18 protein-coding genes and 1 pseudogene are annotated in these 20,104 nt (G+C 48.9%); 3 read left to right on the top strand and 16 right to left on the bottom strand.

What is annotated here, in order from left to right; genetic code table 11:
• Positions 1 to 47: 47 nt before the first annotated feature.
• The 3 genes from paiA to CJP46_RS17185 all read right to left on the bottom strand — a co-directional run bounded on the left by paiA (position 48) and on the right by CJP46_RS17185 (position 2,034).
• Positions 48 to 572, bottom strand: a complete 525-nt coding sequence (gene paiA / locus CJP46_RS17195) for a spermidine/spermine N(1)-acetyltransferase (RefSeq protein ID WP_094596796.1) — start codon at positions 570 to 572, stop codon at positions 48 to 50.
• Positions 573 to 598: 26 nt separating this feature from the next.
• Positions 599 to 1,051 (bottom strand): MarR family winged helix-turn-helix transcriptional regulator, encoded by a 453-nt coding sequence (locus CJP46_RS17190; RefSeq protein ID WP_094596795.1) that lies wholly within the window; start codon positions 1,049 to 1,051, stop codon positions 599 to 601.
• 98 nt (positions 1,052 to 1,149) lie between these two features.
• Positions 1,150 to 2,034 (bottom strand): DMT family transporter, encoded by an 885-nt coding sequence (locus tag CJP46_RS17185; RefSeq protein WP_094596794.1) that lies wholly within the window; start codon positions 2,032 to 2,034, stop codon positions 1,150 to 1,152.
• 319 nt (positions 2,035 to 2,353) lie between these two features.
• Between CJP46_RS17185 and CJP46_RS17180 the strand changes: the two genes are divergently transcribed.
• Positions 2,354 to 3,229 (top strand): LysR family transcriptional regulator, encoded by an 876-nt coding sequence (locus CJP46_RS17180; RefSeq protein WP_218831037.1) that lies wholly within the window; start codon positions 2,354 to 2,356, stop codon positions 3,227 to 3,229.
• On the opposite strand, the gene CJP46_RS17175 is transcribed toward CJP46_RS17180, so the two are convergent.
• Positions 3,196 to 3,771 carry a TetR/AcrR family transcriptional regulator gene (locus CJP46_RS17175; RefSeq protein ID WP_094596792.1) on the bottom strand — a complete coding sequence of 192 codons (576 nt, stop codon included), beginning with the start codon at positions 3,769 to 3,771 and terminating at the stop codon, positions 3,196 to 3,198. The two genes, CJP46_RS17180 and CJP46_RS17175, sit on opposite strands and share 34 nt — an antisense overlap.
• A gap of 160 nt (positions 3,772 to 3,931) precedes the next feature.
• Between CJP46_RS17175 and CJP46_RS17170 the strand changes: the two genes are divergently transcribed.
• On the top strand, positions 3,932 to 4,825 hold the full coding sequence (locus tag CJP46_RS17170; RefSeq protein ID WP_094596791.1) for a ketopantoate reductase family protein: 894 nt from the start codon (positions 3,932 to 3,934) through the stop codon (positions 4,823 to 4,825).
• Positions 4,826 to 5,013: 188 nt separating this feature from the next.
• Entirely contained in the window at positions 5,014 to 5,496 is a 483-nt protein-coding gene (locus CJP46_RS17165) for a hypothetical protein (protein ID WP_256992391.1), read from the top strand.
• Between the two features lie 176 nt (positions 5,497 to 5,672).
• Here the strand turns inward: CJP46_RS17165 and CJP46_RS17160 are convergent.
• From CJP46_RS17160 to CJP46_RS17105, 12 genes and pseudogenes are all read right to left on the bottom strand, one after another.
• Positions 5,673 to 6,251, bottom strand: a pseudogene (locus CJP46_RS17160) (ABC transporter ATP-binding protein); the annotation flags it as partial.
• Between the two features lie 313 nt (positions 6,252 to 6,564).
• The gene (gene ric / locus CJP46_RS17155) at positions 6,565 to 7,284 is read right to left on the bottom strand and encodes an iron-sulfur cluster repair di-iron protein (RefSeq protein WP_094596790.1); all 720 of its coding nucleotides are present in this window, start codon (positions 7,282 to 7,284) and stop codon (positions 6,565 to 6,567) included.
• Between the two features lie 217 nt (positions 7,285 to 7,501).
• A complete protein-coding gene (locus tag CJP46_RS17150) occupies positions 7,502 to 8,155 on the bottom strand; it encodes a glycosyltransferase (RefSeq protein WP_179281193.1) in 654 nt (217 codons plus the stop codon).
• 120 nt (positions 8,156 to 8,275) lie between these two features.
• Positions 8,276 to 8,632, bottom strand: a complete 357-nt coding sequence (locus CJP46_RS17145; RefSeq protein ID WP_094596788.1) for an antibiotic biosynthesis monooxygenase family protein — start codon at positions 8,630 to 8,632, stop codon at positions 8,276 to 8,278.
• A 13-nt stretch (positions 8,633 to 8,645) separates the two neighbouring features.
• A complete protein-coding gene (locus CJP46_RS17140; RefSeq protein ID WP_094596787.1) occupies positions 8,646 to 9,530 on the bottom strand; it encodes an oxidoreductase in 885 nt (294 codons plus the stop codon).
• Between the two features lie 431 nt (positions 9,531 to 9,961).
• Positions 9,962 to 10,525 carry a TetR/AcrR family transcriptional regulator gene (locus CJP46_RS17135; RefSeq protein WP_094596786.1) on the bottom strand — a complete coding sequence of 188 codons (564 nt, stop codon included), beginning with the start codon at positions 10,523 to 10,525 and terminating at the stop codon, positions 9,962 to 9,964.
• A gap of 423 nt (positions 10,526 to 10,948) precedes the next feature.
• The gene (locus CJP46_RS17130; protein ID WP_094596785.1) at positions 10,949 to 11,962 is read right to left on the bottom strand and encodes a LacI family DNA-binding transcriptional regulator; all 1,014 of its coding nucleotides are present in this window, start codon (positions 11,960 to 11,962) and stop codon (positions 10,949 to 10,951) included.
• A 123-nt stretch (positions 11,963 to 12,085) separates the two neighbouring features.
• A complete protein-coding gene (locus tag CJP46_RS17125; protein WP_179281192.1) occupies positions 12,086 to 14,098 on the bottom strand; it encodes a hypothetical protein in 2,013 nt (670 codons plus the stop codon).
• A gap of 484 nt (positions 14,099 to 14,582) precedes the next feature.
• On the bottom strand, positions 14,583 to 16,805 hold the full coding sequence (locus CJP46_RS17120) for a DUF6259 domain-containing protein (protein ID WP_094596784.1): 2,223 nt from the start codon (positions 16,803 to 16,805) through the stop codon (positions 14,583 to 14,585).
• A gap of 27 nt (positions 16,806 to 16,832) precedes the next feature.
• Complete coding sequence (locus CJP46_RS17115; RefSeq protein WP_094596783.1) at positions 16,833 to 17,657, bottom strand: carbohydrate ABC transporter permease; 825 nt, start codon at positions 17,655 to 17,657, stop codon at positions 16,833 to 16,835.
• Between the two features lie 20 nt (positions 17,658 to 17,677).
• Positions 17,678 to 18,565 carry a carbohydrate ABC transporter permease gene (locus tag CJP46_RS17110; RefSeq protein WP_094596782.1) on the bottom strand — a complete coding sequence of 296 codons (888 nt, stop codon included), beginning with the start codon at positions 18,563 to 18,565 and terminating at the stop codon, positions 17,678 to 17,680.
• A 78-nt stretch (positions 18,566 to 18,643) separates the two neighbouring features.
• Positions 18,644 to 20,056, bottom strand: coding sequence for an ABC transporter substrate-binding protein (locus tag CJP46_RS17105; protein WP_094596781.1), 1,413 nt, complete (start codon positions 20,054 to 20,056; stop codon positions 18,644 to 18,646).
• Positions 20,057 to 20,104: the final 48 nt, after the last annotated feature.

Here is a 20,104-nt window from a genome sequence, read left to right as displayed (position 1 = left end):
GAGACAATTCCCGATCGGTGAGGAAAATGTTGCGAGAGGGCAACAATTTATACGGCTACCAGTGTTTTGGTCATCATATAATCAATTTGTTCTTCGTCACCCATATAAAAAGAGTGCGCACCGGTTTGAACGAAACCTATTTTTTTGTAAAACTGAATGGCCTTCTCGTTCTTTTCCCACACGCCGAGCCAAATCATCTCTTTGTTGTGCTTGATAGCCGTTTCCATCGCTTTGTTTATTAAATATTGTCCAAGCCCTTTTCTTTGAAATCGGCTGCGTATATAAATCCGCTCAATTTCGAGGGAGTTATCGCCCATTTTTTCGGATTGGGCATCATTCATATTCACCTTTAAAAACCCGGCAAGCTCTTCATCGAAAAAGATGAAATAGAATTCCGACAAGTTATTGGCCAGTTCCTTCTCTAACTGATCAGTGTTAAATGCCCTTTCCAAATAGGTTTTCAAATTATCCGGTGAATTTTGGTCCTTAAACGTATCGGTGAATGTTTCAATGCTGATTTCCTGAAGCCGTCGTAAATCTTCACGGCTGCACTTTGTTATTTTTACAGACATCGCTGCGGATCGCTCCTAACCTAAAATCAATAATTTCTCTTGTTCCCTTTTTTTACGTATTCCCAGTCAATCTCTATATTTTTTCTTACTCTTTGCAGCAGACGAAAAATGGTTTCTGTTTCTTCTTCGGAAAATCCCGCTAATGCGACTCGGTTTGAATGATCATGTTCTCTTTGTATAAAAGGAAATACAGCATGCCCTTTTTCCGTTGGAAAAAGCTTTTTTATTTTTTTGTTACGCTCATCCGCCTTCTTCTCAATAAAGCCGCTCATTTCAAGCTTTTGTATGGCACGGGCTGCGGTGGTCCGGTCTACCTTGATCATTTCGGCTAGCTTCTCTTGAATGATCCCCGGGTTCTCGCATATCCGGACAAGGTACAAATACTGTCCCTTCGTAAGGTCGTATTCTTTAAATTCGATATTGCTTATCGAATCCAGCGCCCTGGCAATCATCCCGATTTCACGCAGAATTTCCTTCATATGCGCAGCTCCTTATCTTCTTTAACGAACCAATCCTCTTAATAAATATTAAATCATTTTTGTTGTATTTACAACAATAGATAGAGTTGATTGTATGTTCAGTCGTTATAGACCGTCCCCTCTTTTCTCTTCACGCCGGTTTCACCGATCCAAATGGAGCCCAACAGCAAGACTGCGCCGATCAGCTGCTGCAATGCCATCCTCTCTCCTACGATCAAGACTGAGATCAACAATGAGGTAAGGGGATCGATATAACTCAATACGGCAATGCTCTGTCCCCTGAGCCCTTTCATTCCGGCAAAAAATAAATAAAAACCAACCCCGCCATGCAGGGTACCGAGCACAAGCATCCATATCAACGTATTGCCTGTGATGGAGGAGAAATGGAAGCCGTTCGTGGTCAGCACAAACGGTGACAGTATCACAACCGACAAGCCAAGCTGCAGCAGCGTATTTGCCATCCCATCCAGGTCCCGAATAAATTTATTGACTAGCGTCAAAATGGCATAGAAACATGCCGCGACTAGTCCGTAGCCGATGCCTAGCAGTTGATGGCCGATTGTTTCCAGCCTGCCGTTCTGCAAAATGAAGAACAAGCCCAGCATTGCAATGCAAATACATACCGCCTTTTTGAGCGATAGCTTTTCTTTCAGCACAAAAGGCGACAGCATAATCACCATAACAGGTGCAAAATAATAGCTCAATGCCGCATTGGCAATCGTTGTTTCCTTGTACGCCTGAAACAGAAAGATCCAGTTGCCGCTCAAGGCCGCGCTCGCAATGAACAGAGCTGCAGCATTTTTTCTTACCTTCTGCCATGGCACTTTCTGCTTTGTCCATACAAAGACGGCTAGCAGCATCAGGCCGCCGATCAAACTTAAAAAAAACGCTATTTCACTGGAAGTCATGTTGATATACTTGGCGAACACGCCAACGGCGCCGAAAATGATCATCGACAAGACAAAATATATTTTTTCCTTCACTTCATATTCCTGCTTTCTACTAATATGATGGTGACCAAAGAGCCTACCTTACACACCGTAGAATTTACGGAAGGACCAGCAACTTTCAGTGTAGTGACCTGGAAAGTAAATTCTACTGCTGCCGTGCTTCCGGTGGTGCAATATGATTACGCATCTGTTTACCTCCTTCATGGACCCATGCATACCTTTCGAACAGCAAGCATCCATTTCCGTTGAGTTTCATCGCGGATTAGTGTATCATTCATTTCGTTATTACGAAAGCGAATGTTTCTCATTATAAAGATGACAAAACCAGATGTTGGAGGTGGAAAAGATGGACATGAATATCCAGAAGTATTTAGCATTGGTCAAAACAGTGGAGTATGGAAGCTTTACGAAAGCGGCAGAAGCATTAAGCTATTCACAGTCGGGGATCAGCCGTATGATTAACGATTTGGAAGCGGAATGGAGGGTTTCTCTGCTCGAGCGTGGACGTTCTGGCGTACGCCTTACTTCCGAAGGTCTTAAGCTGCTTCCTTACGCAAAAAGTGTGTGCAACGAATATCAGAGATTACAAACACAAATCGATGAATTGCACGGGCTTCAATCCGGATTCATTCGAATTGGAACGTTTTCAAGCGTAGCTACCCATTGGCTGCCGAACATCATCAAGGCATTTCAAAAAAAATATCCCCGCGTTGAATACGAGCTTTTACTTGGTGACTATACAGAAATCGAAAGATGGATATTAGAAGGGCGAGTAGATTGCGGTTTTCTCCGGCTTCCCACGCATCCCAAATTGGAAACGATCTTTTTGGAGCAGGACAAGCTGCTTGTCATCCTCCCGGAAAATCACCCACTGGCCAATTGCGATCGTTTTCCTGTCCAGGCATTAGGCGAATTTCCATTTATGCTTTTGGAAAAAGGCGAGAAAACTGAAATTTCGGATATTTTTGAGCGGTGTCGTATTGAACCGAAAGTACTGTTTACGACATGGGATGATTATGCCATCATGGCAATGGTAGAAAGCGGTCTGGGCATCAGCATTTTGCCGGAGCTCATTCTGAAGCGGACCCCCTATCACATTGTGGTCAAGGAACTTGAAGTACCGGCTTACCGCAGAATCGGTCTTGCATTGAAAGATAAGGAGTCCGCACCACTCGCAGTCAAGCGGTTTATAGATTATTTGCCACACCGGAGACCGGTCATCACATAGGGACGAACAATGCCCACAAGTAAATCGGTTCGGTCATTCTCTCCGTCCGTTAACCAAGAATGAGCAGCGCCATAGATCGCAGAGCCGGTCATCGCCGAAATGATCTTTGCATGACGGTGATCTGCTATTTGGTGGGTATCCCCTTTCTGTAAGATGTTTTCTATCGTTTGCTGCAGCAATTTCTTTATTTTGTCATCCACAAGCGTTGCAATCGATTTGGAATCCACTCTGCAAATCCGATAATAATCTACAATGTAGTTGAAAGTCATCAAGATCAGCTGGTCACAAATTTCAGCCGTAAACTCGCGCGCATCCAGCACTTGTTCAGGAATCCTCTCGCGAAAAGCCTGTTCTGTGATTTCTTCCAGCAAAGCATACTTGTCTTCATAATGCGCATAAAAGGTGGCACGGTTAATGGTTGCCCGCTGTGCGATGTCGTTAATGGTTATTGAATCAAATCCCTTACTTTGCAGCAGCGCTCTGAACGCTTCCCTGATCAACTGCCGTGTGCGCAAAACCCTCGGATCCCGCTGATTTACCATATCTATCCTCCTACTTAAACATCAAATTTCACAATGTGTTGTCTATGCAACTCTTCGCCTCTTCTGCCTGTTGAAATCATAAGCATACGATACTATTATTTTACCCAACAGATGTTGTTTAAGCAATCTCTGATGATTTAGCTGAAAGGAAGGAATCATCGTGAAGACAAAGCAAAATAGACTCTTGATATTTGGAGCCGGTGTGATTGGCAGCACATACGCCCTCCGATTCGCACAGTCGGGATTCGATGTCACATTGCTGGCTCGCGGAAAGAGGCTGGACGCACTCCAAAAGAACGGACTGCGATACAACGATCATGGAGAGATAAAGCAAATATCGGTCAAGACGATCGAGAAGCTTGAAGACGATGATATTTACGATTTCATCTTTGTTCCTGTACGGTATGATCAAGCCGAATCCGCCCTATCCGCGATCAAGAATAACCAGAGCCAAACGATCGTCACCTTGACCAATACCATCGGTTATGAACCCTGGCTTGAAATCGTGGGAGACCGGCTGCTCCCAGGATTTCCTGGGGCAGGCGGAGACATGAAAGAGGAGGTTTTATACGCGCAATTCGGTTCGGAAAAACATCAAGGGACCATTTTTGGCGAAATGAATGGACAAACAAGTGAAAGAGTAAAAGAGCTGGCCAAAGTACTTGAAACGGCGGGTTTGCATTACGAGGTACAAGATAACATTTATGCCTTCCATGTTTCCCATGCGGCGCTCGCTGTGGTTAACAAGCATTTCTATACGGACGACGGAATGGTGGATCTGGAGACAGCAAGAAGCGAAAGCTCGCTCAGCAAGATCGCAGCAGACATTAAACAAAATCTTCGACTGGTCGAGCAAGCCGGAATCCCGGTCATTCCGCCTGAAACGAAGTCCATGGGAGAATGGTCTGAACAAGATATTATAACGAAGTACCAACAGATGTTAAGCAATGATTTTATCATTGATGTAAAGCTTGGGGATCATGCCGTAAGCCAGAAAGCAGAAATCTTGTTGCTGGATCAGAAATTTCATGAAAAGCTGTCTGTTCGACGATAACTCCACCCTCGCCTCACCCCGGATTACGCCATAACAAACAGCAGCTGTCTACGACTTTATTTTTCGAGTCCTAGACGGCTGCTGTTTTATTTTGCCTCGATGACATCGTCATATGATCGTTGACTCCAAAAATCACTTCATGTTATATTGTGCATACACGATATACACAATTTTAACGAGGAGGAAGTATGACCGGCTTTCGATATTCGAAATCTGAACAAAAGAGACGTATTCCGGGCAAGAATATTCGCAAATATTACGAGGAGTTGATTGTCATGAAAGGTTTAAATCGAACGCTTATCATCGGATCGGTGCTGCTTATTGCCGGAGTGGTATGGGGATTGACGATGAATGGCATTGGAATGATCGAATGGATTTTACTGTTGTTAGGAATGATGTTGGGCATCGTCGCCGGGATGATTCAAGGCTGGGTGCTCCTTCTCAATAAACGGGGGCAAATCGGGTCGGGCAAGAGGACGTTCTGGATCGTCGGGACTCTCATCGTTTTGGTCGCTCTGAAAGTCACCATCAATATCGCGTTTCCTACGTATATAGCTACGAGCGGAAGTGGCATCTGGTTGTCGGTTGTTTTTGCCGTTGGCGGCCTTCTGCTCGGACGTTCTTATTTCCATTCTTCTTCTTCCGTTGAAAGGAAAAGAAAGATCTCATGAGTGACAGCATCTTCGACCTTAATCTTGCTCATAAAAAATATAAAAAAAAGGGGGCAGCCCCCCTCTCTCACCTTCTTTCCGCTTAGTTGCTCAGCAGTTTGCCGATCGTCTTTAATATTCTCCTTCTCTATTCAAAAACTGGCTTATGACTTTCATTTACCGCTTCAGCATACGAATTAAAAGGAACCGAACTGAGCATCATGAAGCTTGCTGTACACCCCTCCGGCGGCCACCAATTCCTGATGCTTCCCTTGCTCGGTGATGCCCTGCTCCGTGACGACCACGATGCGGTCAGCGTTCTTGATCGTGGCAAGTCGGTGCGCGATGATCAGTGTCGTCCGACCTTCCGACAGCTCGCTCAGCGATTGTTGAATCGCTTTCTCCGTTTCGGTATCCAGCGCGGATGTCGCTTCATCCAGAATGAGGATCGGCGGGTTTTTCAGGAACATCCGGGCAATCGCAAGCCGCTGTTTTTGTCCGCCGGACAGCTTAACTCCGCGTTCGCCAATGACGGTCTCGAGCCCCTCCGGCTGCGAACGGATAAAGTCGTCCAGTCGGGCACGCCGAACGGCTCTCCATATGTCCGCTTCCGAGGCATCCAACTGACCGTAAGCGATATTCTCGCGGATCGTGCCGGAGAATAAGAAGACGTCCTGCTGGACAATTCCGATTTGACCTCGCAGGGAAGCCAGCTTCATTCGTGTGATATCGATGCCGTCAACGGTAATGGTTCCGGAATCCGCTTCGTAAAAGCGAGACCAAAAACAGGGTTTTATATGGTTTGTAATAGGAAAGGAACTTCCACAGCACGAAGCTTAGCACCCCTTCTTTGTAAACCGGTGATCCGGTGGTTTATTTTGGTGCCTCAAGCCCATGAACGGGACAGAAACACAAAAAATACGGCGAACCACTGCATAAATCCTCCCTCTCCCGCAGCTCCTATGGCTAATTCCCGGAGTCGAAGCATGCTTTGTACCCGAATCTTGCACCACATCTTCACCCCAACCGCCTTCTTTCCTCGCACAAAAAAAAGCCCCCTCTTCACCTCGTGAAGAAAAGGGGCTTCTATTACCGCTGTTGTCCTTGTCCATTGCACCGCTCGCGAACCCGCTCGAACAGTACGTTATTTTCCAAATGAATGTGCTCGAACGTATCCTTTTCCAGCAGCCCAAGCCGCTGGTAGACGAGCCGGTACGTGCCGCAAGCATCTGAGGGGAGCGCGAAATCGCTTGTAACTTCCCGCAGCTCTTTCAGCAGATTTCCGGCCTGCTCATGCTCCTGCTCCAGTTCTGACAGAAGGGGCTGTAGGCCCTCCGAATGATTCGAATTCGGTTTTGCAATACATTGCTGAATCTGCGGGAATACGTTTTGATCCTCATCTTCGGTATGCGTCAGCAATTCATTTTTCAATTCCGCGAATATCTCCTGCACCCGCAGCAGCTCCGGATGATGTTCCCCATGGACGAGGGCCAGCTTCGTCACGTATGGCGTTAACGCGGGAAGCTCTTCACGCAAGAAGGCGTGATGCTTGTTCTGAATGTAATCGATCAGCTCCGGTTCGGCCAGATCTCCAGGTCGGCTATCCCGATACTCCGCTATTTTCGTCTCCAGTATACGTGCCTGATGCAGAACCGCACTGGAATCGAGCTTCCGTTTTGCGGCTGCCTCCTCCAGAGGGATTTTGCCACCGCAGCAAAAATCGATGCGCAATGCACGGAACAGATCGGCTGACTGCGGTACAGCCGTGACGATGTCGGAAACATGCGTTTGAAGCGTTAATTGACTCATAGAAAGGACCTCCTGTAGTGGATTCATTCCCATAACTTGAAGCAGATCTCTGTTTACAAACCCAGTATAAGGAATCTGCGAATCCAACCATGTGATTCCAGTCATACCAAATGCAAACGAAATGTGAAAACATTCACGGCAGAAAAAAAGCTTTCCACAGCCACCCCTTCGGGAGGTCATGAAAAGCTATCTGTTTTGCATTGTCTATCGCGTTTGATTAAAATTTATCGGGAAACTGTTTGACAATGCCTTCTGTCAGGATGTCCGCTAAATGAATCATATGGATCTCGTTTTTGTCGGTTGCCGCGATATCCGCTTTCCAGTCTCCCTTGAGACAATTAAGGACGATTTCCGTAATTAACTGGAGGTGCGTATACAGCATATCTTGCAGCGTTTTAAACTGCCAATTCGGGTTCGCTGAGCTTAAAAATTTAGCGATATCGTCGGCGTTTCGATGCCAATCCGCTTCTAACTTTTGCACATCCGCCTGATTACCTGCTTTGGCTGCCGCTACAATTTTCCCTGCAATCAGAATATGTTCTCTCAGAATTTGAGCCAGCTTATTGCCGGCGGCTTCCCCGTAATACGGTTTGATCACATTGCCGATGTCCTGCTGGTTCCGCAGGAGCCGGTCCAATACGTCCTTCTGATCCGGACGGTTCGAAATGGCGCTAACAATATAGCTTCTCGTCCAAATGGTATGGTCGATCCAAACCTTCTGCATATCGACTTTAAGCTGCACCATTCTAGGGCTTATACAAACCGAATCTTTCTTCTCGTTTACCATCGCGTGTGTTGGTATTGCGAACTGCGTGATGCTGAAAATAAGCGTCAAGGTTAAAAGCAATGCCTTAAGCCATTTATTTTTCACTTGCATCTGCTCCTCTATATGTTTGGAATGTCGTCAGGCTGTCTTATTATGGATAAAAAATACCCGATTTTATACAGAGGATGCGGCTTCATTTCTAATCACTTTGTTTATTCCTTCAAGTTAGACGGTCGGGACGGTTCCTCCGTCGATTACATATTCAGCACCTGTAATTGAAGCGATTTCATACATCCCCGGTTCAAACTTAGCGATCTTTACAGCTTCCTGAAGATAAGGAAGAGGTCTGGGGTCGTTGCGCATGGCTTGATAATCTTCGGCGCTTCTCCATTGAGAATACATGGTAACCTTAGTTCCGTCCGTACTTCGATGGAGAACACACGTAATAAATCCCGGGGCGAATCGAACGGAAACATTCGTTGCATCGGTCAGTAACTCGATCAGCCGGTCTTGATTAGCCGGATCTACTGTGAACACATTGATCAAAGTCACAACTTCGCCGTTCTTTGATATTTGAATCATCTCGCTTACTCCCTTATTGTTGTAATCTTGGCTCGTTAATCATGCGCGATACCTCCGGATCTAATTCTCTTGCTTCAAAGTCCGTCGAAAGGCTGAGCTTCTCCCAGCGCTTGGTCTCTTCTAATTTGCCCATGTCCACCGCGTTTGCGATCGCAACGGCGTCGCTTCCAAGCGGTAAGCGAAGCGGCGGGTTTTCCTCATTCACAACGGAAATGATCGCTTGCGCAGCTTTGTCCGGATCACCGTTCTCCTTGCCGGTAGTCTCGCGAGCATGTTTCAAATGACCGCCTACGGTGTCTTTATAATCGTCAATAGGCTCAATATGCTTCATTGAGGAACCCGCCCAATCGGTACGGAAACCACCTGGTTCGATCAACGTAACCTTTAAACCAAGCGGTCCGACTTCTTTGGAAAGGACCTCGGAGAATCCCTCTACCGCCCACTTTGCTGTTTGGTAGGGTCCTAGACCGGGCGCGCCTATGCGGCCGCCGATGGAGGAGAATTGGATAATATGTCCGTGACCCTGCGCTCTCAGATGCGGAAGCGCTGCTTTCGTTACGTTAATGACGCCCCAAAGGTTCGTTTCCAACTGAGCCCGGAAGTCTTCCATCGGGGTTTCTTCAATGGAAGAAATGTTGCCGTAACCCGCATTATTCACAAGAACATCCAAACGTCCGAACGTTTCGAAGGCGGCATGTACGGCAGCCTCAGCCTGCTCGAACCGGTTTACATCCAGCTGAACGATCCGCACTTGGCTGCCATAGCGTGCTGCAAGATCGGCGATTTGTTCTGTGTTGCGGGCTGTCGCAACCAGCTGATCTCCTTTTGCCAGTACCGCTTCTGCAAGACTGCGTCCAAATCCCCGGGAGCTACCTGTAATAAGCCAAACTTTACTCATATCAAAAATGCCTCCTCAACATATTTTTGGAATATTCATTCAAAACGTAGTATATCCCTACTTCTTCTTTGTGTCAATGGTTTTTGGAATAATTATTCCAATGTGGAGATTTAAACATTTTCCCAAACCAAAAGTTATTTTAGCTTGGGTTCATCCGCTAATTATTACGTTTTTGTGCCAATGGCAAATGAAAAAACAAGATCTTTCATTATCCGGTTTAAAAATGGCTCGTAGAAAATGGAATGTTATCTTCTTAAAAATGCATTGTAGTGGAATAAGCATTCCAATACATGTTGTTAAATTGAGACACTAGATGATATCGCAATTGGAATGTATATTCTAATGGGTAATTGTTAATTGAAATTCTTTGGGGAGAGAAAATCGAGACAAAAAACAGCCTTTTGAGACTTCGGACGTCCAAAAGGCTGTTTCTATACGAGTATGGCTTTCCAAGAGGCTTCCAACACTTGTTGAATCTGGACCTCGTTCAAGGGATATTTCTGAATATAATATCCTTTCAGAATGGAAGAAATGATCCCATGGATGAGCTGATGGCATAAATGGGGGTCCATTTCTTTGATGATTCCCTGCTTCTGGCCCTCGACAATCAAGGAAATGACCACATCGCTCGAATGGAGGGCATCGCCCATGTTACGCAGCTCTGGCGAAATATACGGGGAAAAGGAAAAGCTGTCGATAAACAGGAACTCTTTGGGAGAATGGATGCCGAACTTCAGCCTGTTCAACTGCAGGCATTTAAAGCGCTCATAGAGGCTCGCATCCGGGATATAACCCTGAAGGAGGTACTCCCCCATATGTGTACGTGCTTCTTTGTAAACCGCATTAACTATCTCTTCTTTATTGGCAAAATAGTTATATATCGTGCCGGAACCTACATTGGCTCTCTTAAATATTTTGGAGAAGGTTACCGACTGCAGCCCCTCTTCATGAATCAAGTCCAGCGTGGCTGCCATAATGTCTTGCTTCTTGCTCATGTATTCCACCTCTTGACATAACATTAGTATGGGCTTGAGGGGGATGTCAAGTTCACCCTACTATCATTCGTCTGCTTCCTAGGACGATTTCTTCAAAAAAAAGAAATAGTGGAAAATACACCATCTTCTTTGCCAGTATCACAAATAGATCAAGCTGCAGAAAAGATCGAGGAAATGATGCTAAAGGCGCACCGCCGGCGTAGTTAAAACAAAAAGATCCGGTAAGTTCCATTTAGAAAATTATCCTCAATGATTTCTGCGGTTTATTGAAAAATCGGCTGTCCTTCGTCAAAACAGCCTATTCACAAAAAAGAAGCTGCTTCTGCAGCTCCTTCGCTGATCATTTATCATGTCCATATGAATCCGGAAGTCGGGTAAATCATTGCCGTGACCTTTCGCATGCTGAGATTCCAATTTCAAAGCTCATGTTCTCAGGCTGGAGTCCCGGACAACCAACCGCGGATGAAGCTTGACGGCTCGCTCTTCCAGGGGAATGCCGCGGATGCGGCTCATGAGAATTTGGGCGGCCTTGCGGCCGATTTCCTCCTGCATCAAAGAGACGGAGGTCAGCTTGGGATGTACACGCGACGCGAGATCAAGATTATCCATACCCACCACGGCAATATCTTCTGGAATGCGGAGACCGGCTTCCTCACAAGCCTTCATGACGCCGATGGCCATCAAGTCATTCGTCACGACGACGGCTTCTGGACGACCCGGACCCTGCAGCCATGTCTTGGCCGTCATATAGCCGCCGCTTTCCGTATAATCCGATTCGGCGATTAATCGGGGGACCACCGGAATGTTGGCGTTCAGCATCGCGTCCCGGAACCCGCAAAAGCGCTCATGCCCCGTCTGTTCGCTCAGCTTGCCGCCAACAAAGGCTATGTTTCGCATGCCCTGTCCGATCAAATGCTCCGTGCTTAATTTTATTCCTTCATAGGTGTCCACGTAAACATAATCGAACTGGTCCTCTCCTTCCGGAGAGACGTATCTGTTCGTCAGAACGACGGGCGACTGCAGCGCATTGATGGCGCTGATGTTCTCTTCGCCAAAATGAAACGACACCATAATCATGCCGTCTGCCACATTCTCCTTCAAGTTCTGAATAGCCTTCAGCTCTTCCTTCAGGCTGTGCTTCGTATAGAATAAAATCATCAGGTAATCATGCTCTTCCAACACCTGATTGATTCCGTTGATCATATCGAAGTAAAAGGGATTGCAAATATCGGGAACTGCAAAAATGACCTTGTTCGTCTGCCTCATTTTGAGAATCTTCGCCGCATTGTCCGGCGCATAGTTCAGTTCTTTTGCCGCAGCGATAATTTTGCTCTTCGTCTTGGCCCCGCAGTACCCTCTTCCCGATAACGCTCTCGATACCGTGGACGGTGAAACACCGACCCGTTCGGCAATGTGGTAAATCGTATGTTTATCCATCTTATCCTCCGTACGACTAGAAACCTTCCGGCGAGCAGGGAGCTCATGAATTCACACTATCACCTTATAGGCTGGTTATCAACATAACCCCCCATATTGTACCTAAAACTGCCTCGTGGTTCTTCAGATCTCATAATGATATCGTTCCTTCAACACACCGCTAAGATGACTCTTGATGCGCATATAGGCTTCGGCGGCAGCTCCATTGCCCCAATCATAGATCGTAAATGTGCCCATGCCGAGCCCTTCCGCATTTGTCTCTCCCCCATGTCCGTAGTTCTCCATCATGAAGCCGTAATCTTTTTCATTAAAAAATGGGTAGACCTTCTCCCATTGATCCCGGGTCCGGCTGTTTTCGGGACAATACATCATGACGAAGGATGCCCGGAGGGCTGCTATTCCGCGTTCAATATACTCGGCGCGGTCAAGCTCCAGTCCATACAGCAGGATAAGCTCAGCAAACAGGCTTTGGCGCGCATCGTTCCATTCTCCGTCGCAATTCATGACGCCGAACCCTCCGAGCGTCTCCACATAGATATAAGGCGGCTGCCAGGAGGCCTGCGTCATCAGCAGCTCATCCAGACAGCGCTGTCCGCTGTCCAAATACCGCCTGTCCCCGGTTAATTGGTAGCAGTAATAAAGCGCCTCTGCCGTCCAATACATCGAGAAATTACACTGCTTATACATGTTGTTCCGCACTACTTTATTGCCAGGCAAATCCTTTTGCCCGTAAGAGCAACATGACCAGTAGGTCTCGAAATCCTCCCAGCGGCCGTCGGGTACGATCTCCGACAACACGACTTCCATCGCACTTAAAGCGGCATCTCTATATTTCGGATCCGGAACGATCTCATGCATCTTAAGCAAAAAAGTGACCGACAGCGAAGTTTCCGGCGACTCCGCCAATGGTGAGACCGGTTCAAGCGTCCGCTGATCGAGCCAGGCGGGGAAGTAGCCTTTCGAAACTTGCAGAGACAGCAGCGCATCGGCATACCGCATGGCGTATTCGACGAGCCTATGATCCGGCTCCAGTTCGTCATACCAGCGCAGCATAAGCAGCGCAGTCCAGCTCATGTCCAGCACATGGTAAGGCGCATCGGCAATGGAGCCCCATGGAAACAGCGGGTTGCGATTGGAATTTCCCCAAAAGGAAGCATCCCAGCTCCCCGACCGGTTAACCTCCTGCCCATCGACCATAACCCGCCTCATCTCCGTAGCGATGACAGCCGGGAAGAAGCCGCCGCGCTGCGGAGCAGCGAGCGCCAGCTCCTTTGCCAAGAGTGCCTTCCTTTCAAGCTCCGGATCTCCCTGCTCCTGCCCGTATCGGTATAATCCCTGCGCGGAACGCAAAGAGCTGAACCAGGCTTGATTCCAGATCGACCTACTTTCTCGTTCGCTGGGTATTCCGGGATAATTCGGGCTTTGGCTGACGTCTACGATAAATACGGGTGCGCCCACCATTCGTCCGTCCAGTTCAAATTGCTGCCACACCTCGTCTTTCCAATGGTGAAAAGCCCAATGATACGTATGCCGGACATAGTTCAGCAGCGGAGCGACCCTAGGCGCTCCTTCGCGAAATTGCGGTCCGCCCCATTTTCGCCACATCCATTCAAGTGCAGGGCGCCATGGATTCATGGCGATATCCCCATCCTCAAACATCATCAAATAGAAGCCGACAGATACGTATCCCGGCTGATAGGATGCCCCTGGAGCCTTTTCGAACAGAACATGTCCGTCGACGCGGGTATTCCCCATACCAAGCACAAGCCGGTTGTTCGGAGCATCCAGATCCATGTACCACCTGACGGGTGGTTCCTGTGACAGCAAATCCAGATCGGGAATCAATATTAACGTGAGGCTCCCTTCCTGAGCAATCAGGGCAGGAGAGCGGAAACAGTGCTGGTCCATCTTGTGACGGTCTGTAGGCGCCAGATGAGGAGCCCAGTGGAAATCCGGCCGGAATGCCGGAATCAGCCACATCTGCCAGTCATCCTGTCTCACTTCTTCAACCAGCTTAAATGTCAGCGTGCAGTGATACGTATGTTCATCCAGTGGACGGCTATTCACTTCCGGAGCATGATGTCCCAGTAAATCAAATCCGCTGCTCTTGATAAATCGCTCGGGAAAATCAATCATGTCTTCTCCTCCTGCTCAATCATATTCAATCGGAATGACCTGCTATGATCATTTTTCCGGCACGTGGATGACCCACGGTTTAGATGGCCTGCTCCAATCGATTCATCATGCTGCCGATCCCCTTCCTAAGGTGTATTGGCCGGCTTTCAGGGCAGTTGCATCCTAAAAAGCCGTCCTCATCCATCACCCGTTCTTCTTCAGGCTGAATTCATCGGCCTGAATCCATGTATCCCCGTTTGCCCACAGCCCGGCATAAATCTCCACACACTATGGTTGTTTCCCGAATTAAACGAGACGGTTAAATTTCGTATAATCGGTCAGGCTCTGGAACTGGGTCTCATTCAGTATTTGCCCTCCGTTCAGCTGCCTTGCGCCAAAATAAGCCTCGCTGGAATACCAGCTGCAATTTTGTTTCTTAACATAACTGGCACCATCCTTTGAAATATTGGTGATATCAGGTGATGAACAACACGTTGAAATGAAGCTATGATAACTCCAGCAGGATGACGCTATGTGAAGGGATACGAAGCTCCGTCTCACCGTCTCCTGTAAAGGAACAATGGAAGGGCTCTTCCTCTTTCCCCTGCATGAACAGCCGTCCGGCGCAAGCAGTTTTCCCGTAGTCATTCGGCTTGAGCCGGATATGAATCGACTGCTCCTCTTCCTTCACATTCGCGAAGAATAAACCGACGCTTTCCCCGCCGTAATCCCAAGCCGAATGAACGATCGAATTGGTGAGCAGCTCGCCCGAATTGTTATATTCCGCGGAATCCTTGCCGTGATTGTAATGGAACCAATCCATGCGTACCTCAGAACATTCAAACGGGAACGGCTGAAGCATCCGCCCGTAAGCCCAATACTTATTGGCGGCCCCGGTTCGCAGCTTGGCATACAGCGACAGGTATGCTGCCCTTTTATCCGAAAATGCGTAGCCTCTCGGCTCAAATGGATAGTAGTGCTCCTCGGGAGCATTCTCCGCTCCCCCAAGCGATTCCATCGGACTGTATTCATAGTTCAACTCATATAACCCGCCCCACAGATAGGTCCGCGCTACCGTAAAATAGTAGAGCGAGCCGATTTCCTCCGTCAGCTTCCCCCAACCGTCCAGCCGCAACGCGCCGTATTCATGGTATACATAGGTAAACATCGGGATAAGGACGGCTTCTCCTGTTTTCAGCAATTCACGGATAGGCCATCCTTCCAGCGGAGCCGCAGGCTGTCCCCCGGCACGTGCCTGGTAATAGTCGATCAAATCCAGCATCGTCTCGTTCATCATCTCGGTTCCCATCGGTACATACCGGCCTGCAGCCTCGATCATGGCGGCTTTCGTGTCGGCGTAGTTTCGCCGGTAAGCGTCTTCGATCGCCTTGCCGGCGCCCACCGGGTGGCCATGGGTATCGTCCATGCAAATTTTCAAAATATTGTTCGCGGATATATCGTAATAAATCGAGTCGACCTGATCGCATTGCTGCAGAGCTTCATCTCGCCTGACGTGAAAATCATGGGTGTAGGGATGCGCCGGACACAGAAACGGAAAACGGTACTTGTCGATGCTTTTTTTCTCTTCGGGGAATTTCTGGGCTGCCTCCTTTCCGAGCGGGCCGTCCGCTCCTTCGAAATGGTACAAATAATCAAACTCGAAGGGGGCAAATTTATCGCCATGCTCTTTCATCAGAGCGATATTGTCCCCGTTAAACCGGGTCGGAAACCAGTCGTCGAATCCGCCGGGAACGCCCTTGTAGAAGGTCTGCGGGGCGTTCGTCCAGTCCGGTCCGAGAATATGGAACATCGGTGTTCCGATGTGGTCGTGATAAGCCTGCAGCCAGGGTGTTCTATCAGAGCCGGCATTGATGCCGAAGGTTGCCGCGCCCATCTCCTCATGCAGCCAGCCGCTTCCGTCTTTCCTGGCCCGGTCTGACAGCTTGCCGCGAGCGCACCATTTCTGGCAAACGGCCCAGCGCTTGTACCGATCTGCGGCTTCGTACCAGCCGCTTCCCTCTAGGAGGGCCACCTGGAGGGTGTAGCCCGGATCGATTCCTTTGCCCGCCCCTATGTCCTCACAGCCGTGGATAAACGAGGCTTCCAGCAGGCCGCTTTCGTTCTTGTAGAAATTAAGCCATTTCGGATGACCTTCGCCATCCACGGCCGCAAAGTACAGCCCGCTTCTGTTCTTGCCGTAATACGTAAAAAATTGCATCGCTGCTCCGGAGAAGCTCTCCGGGTACGGCATGAACCGGAAACCGGTTCCTCCCATTTCAAAATGTCTCATCGGGTTCTGCACTTCGAACCCCGTGGCAAACGGGTGAGCGACAAAATCCTGTTCACCGTCCGCCGTGATGGCTGTCATATCCGGAATGACCGGATATTCCAGGCTGAGCAGTCTCTCCCCGGAGCCGTTGACCGCGGAGCAGCTGAACTCAATGAAATCATCTTCGCCATGAAGCGATACGATGGCACTTACGATGACCCCCTCTGGCGTATGCCAGCTTAATTGCAGCACCTGATTGCCGCCGCCGCTCGGCTCCATGCTCCATTCGAATCGTTCGAACACGCCGCTGAAACCGGCATCCTTCTCCAGCCGGAACGGAGTGGCGGCGGATGAAGGTGCGATAAAGTCGATATCTTTGCTTACGTCGCGCAAACGGCGGATCGTTCCGTCCGCTTCACTCCATTCGAGCCGGACCCGGCTGTTCTCCAGTACAATCATGACCATCATCCTCCACTTATGGGGTCTTTATTTCAAACCGGAAATTTTAATGCCCGAAATAATGTGCTTTTGGAAAAACAGGAACAAAATAATCGTCGGCAGGCAGGATAATGCCGAACCAGCCATCAGCATGCCCATCTCGGTTGACCTCTCGGACCGGAAAGTGTACAAGTACTGCATGATTTGGAACAGATCGGGATTGGTAACCGTCATCGTCGGCCATACGAAGGAGTTCCAGTAAGCCAGGTAGGAGCCGATTCCCACGATGACAAACACCGGAAACGACATCGGGATGAAGATATGCGTAAAAATCCGGATCCGCCCGGCTCCGTCGATCAGAGCCGCTTCCTCCAGGGCGAGGGGGATATTCAAGTAAAACTGGCGTACAAAGAACATGTGGCCGGCCGAAGCAACGCCGGGCAGAACGAGCACGGCCAGGGTATCGAGCATGCCCATTTTATTGACCACGATAAAGGAAGTCAGCAAAATGGCCATACCGGGAATGAACATCGTTATGATGACGTACACCCACAGGAACCCCTTCAAGCGGAATTCGAGTCTTGCAAACACATAAGCTGCCAGGCTGTTCACGACCAGGCTAAGTACGGCAAACAACACGGCCCCACCGAAGGTGACCGCCATCGACTTCAGGAATGCCGGATCGCCCAATATATCCGTGTAATTCTGAACCATCCATTTCTTCGGAAAAAACCGAAACGGCGTGGCAAGAACCTCCGCTTTCTCTTTAAACCCGGCAATAATGACCCAGAGCAGCGGAAACAACGCCATCACGGTGATCAAGCAGGTAATCAGCGTGAGCACCGTCTTTTGAGCCCAATTCATCGTTTTCATGAGTATCCTCCCTGCCTTCTTTAACCATCGATCGCTTTCTCAGAATTCAGAACCCTGAAAATAATTGCCGAAATGCTGCCGAGCACAACAAACAACAGCAGCGATGCCGCGATCGAGTTGCCGACCATGACGTCGTTTCGGAAGTGGTTCAGGATGTAGAGGTTAGGCGTTGTCGTTGCACTGAGCGGACCTCCGCCCGTCATCACCAAGGACAGCTCAAACTGCGAGATTTGCGCCGTGAAGCCGGTAACCAGCAGATATAGAACCACATTGCGCATCAGCGGGATGGTGATGTACCACATTTTTACGAATGTGCCCGCGCCTTCAAGCTCCGCTGCTTCATAATAGCTCTTGGGAATGTCATGCAGGCCGGCAAGCATGATCAGGGTCGTAAGGCCAAAGCCCAGCCACACGGCAGGAGCCGCGATGCTAGGGAGCGCGCTTGCGACTTCCGCAAGCCAGGCTTTCGGTTCATAACCGAAAAGGCCGATGATATAGTTCGCCAAACCGCCGGCATAATCAAAAATAAACACGAAGATAACGGAAGCGACAATGCCGGAAATGATGGTGGGAATATACACGGACGTCTTCACAAAGCTGGCAAACCCGGAACCCATATTTTTAATGATGTTCGCAAACAGAAAGGAAATGATCAGCATCGCCGGAACGACCATGAACGCAAACTTCAGACCGACCCCAATCGATTCAAGGAACAGGTCATCCGTCAGGACCATGTAGAAGTTCTGGAAGCCCACAAAGGTGGATTCCTGATAAAAGCTCCAGTTATAGAAGCTGACTCTCAGCGCGTACACGAATGGAATAATAACGAATACCGTCAGCAAAATGACAATCGGGGCCAGCAGCAGATAGGCGACTGCGTTATCCTGCCGGAAATTTTTCTTTAACATGTATATCACCACCCTACGCTTTCGGATAAGGCAGCCATCCGGGATGACCTCGTGTGGCTTCCCGGATGGCTCCTGACATTATTCTTTCGGATTTGTGCCTGCAAGCTTGGATTTCGTAATGAAATCGTTAATGTCCTTATCCGCTTTCTCCAGCGCTTTATCCACGGCTGTTCCCTTCATTGCCGATTCAATCGCGGTTGCAAGCGCGAAGCTGATGTCCCAAGGATACACAGGCTCAGCTTGTGAATATGGGATGACCTTTTCGGAAATCAAGGCGCGCCAAGCGTCTTGGGAGGCTTCCGGATCGGATTTCATGGCTTCATCCACCGATTTGCGCGGAGAGAACTTGGAGAACTGGGAAGTCTTGAAAAAGTCGATCATGATGTTGGGATCACCCGCGACCAAATACGAAATGAAATCGGCAGCCTGCTGAGGGTACTTGGATTTGCCGTCTATCGCGAGTGACCAACCGCCCAGCGTTGCGGTCGGTTTGGTCTGATCCCCGTCGATGGATGCCATTGGCGCTACTCCGACTTTATCGAGGATATCCTTGTACGTATTACGCAGTTGACCAATCGCCCAGGATCCGCAGATTTGCATGGCGATTTTGCCTTCCCCGAAAGGCTTGATGTCAGTGTACCCAGCCAATGCCTGCTTCGGCATCACACCGGATTGGTAAGCCTTCTGATAGAAATGGAGCAGGGATTTATAAGCATCGTTGTTCACATCCGCTTTAGACCAATCATCCGTCACGGCAAGATGGCCGGCCGCATTATACTGCAGTCCCCAGCTCGACCAGCCCAAATCCGCAGCCGTCTGGGCAATGGAGAGACCGAACACGCCTTTTTTCGTTAGCTTCTGAGCCGCGTCCAGCAGTTCATCCCATGTGGTTGGCGCTTTTTCCGGATCGAGTCCCGCCTCCTTGAACATATCCTTGCGATAAAATAAGACGGCCGACGGCTCTACTAGCTTGGGATAGGCATAATACTTTCCGTTCACGGATACGAAGTCCTTCATGTTGTCGTACAGGTCGTCGAACGCCTTGGCGTCCATCAGATCGTTAAGCGCGTGGATCTGTCCCGTCTTGGCTGCATTAGCCACGTTGCCGTAGTTGATCGTACGCACATCAGGTGCTTTACCTGCGGCCTGGGCCGCCTTCATCTTCTGATCCCATGCGTCTCCCGGCACAATCGTCAGCTTAACTTCAACATCACTTTGGGATTTGTTAAATTCGGCAACCCATTTTTTAAACCAGGCATCCGTCGTTTCTTCGAATTTCTGGGCCCAAAATTCAATCGTAACCTTCTCTCCGGGTTTGGCCGCGTCTCCTCCGCTTTCATCCTTGGTTGCGCTTTCATTTTTGGAATTCGCAGTGGAGCCGCTGCTTCCGGTACTGCCTGAACCCCCGCATCCCGTTACGAACAGCGCCAAAATCAGTAGAGCGGAGAACAGGACATTCCAGGATTTGAACCTAACACGATTTTTCTGCATAGGTGATGCCTCCCTTTTTAATGATCATGCTATTTAAACGCATATCAC

Origin of the sequence: Paenibacillus sp. XY044 (assembly GCF_002257645.1) — a bacterium.
Taxonomy (GTDB): Bacteria; Bacillota; Bacilli; order Paenibacillales; family Paenibacillaceae; genus Paenibacillus_AQ.
This window is presented reverse-complemented; position numbering and strand designations above follow the sequence as displayed.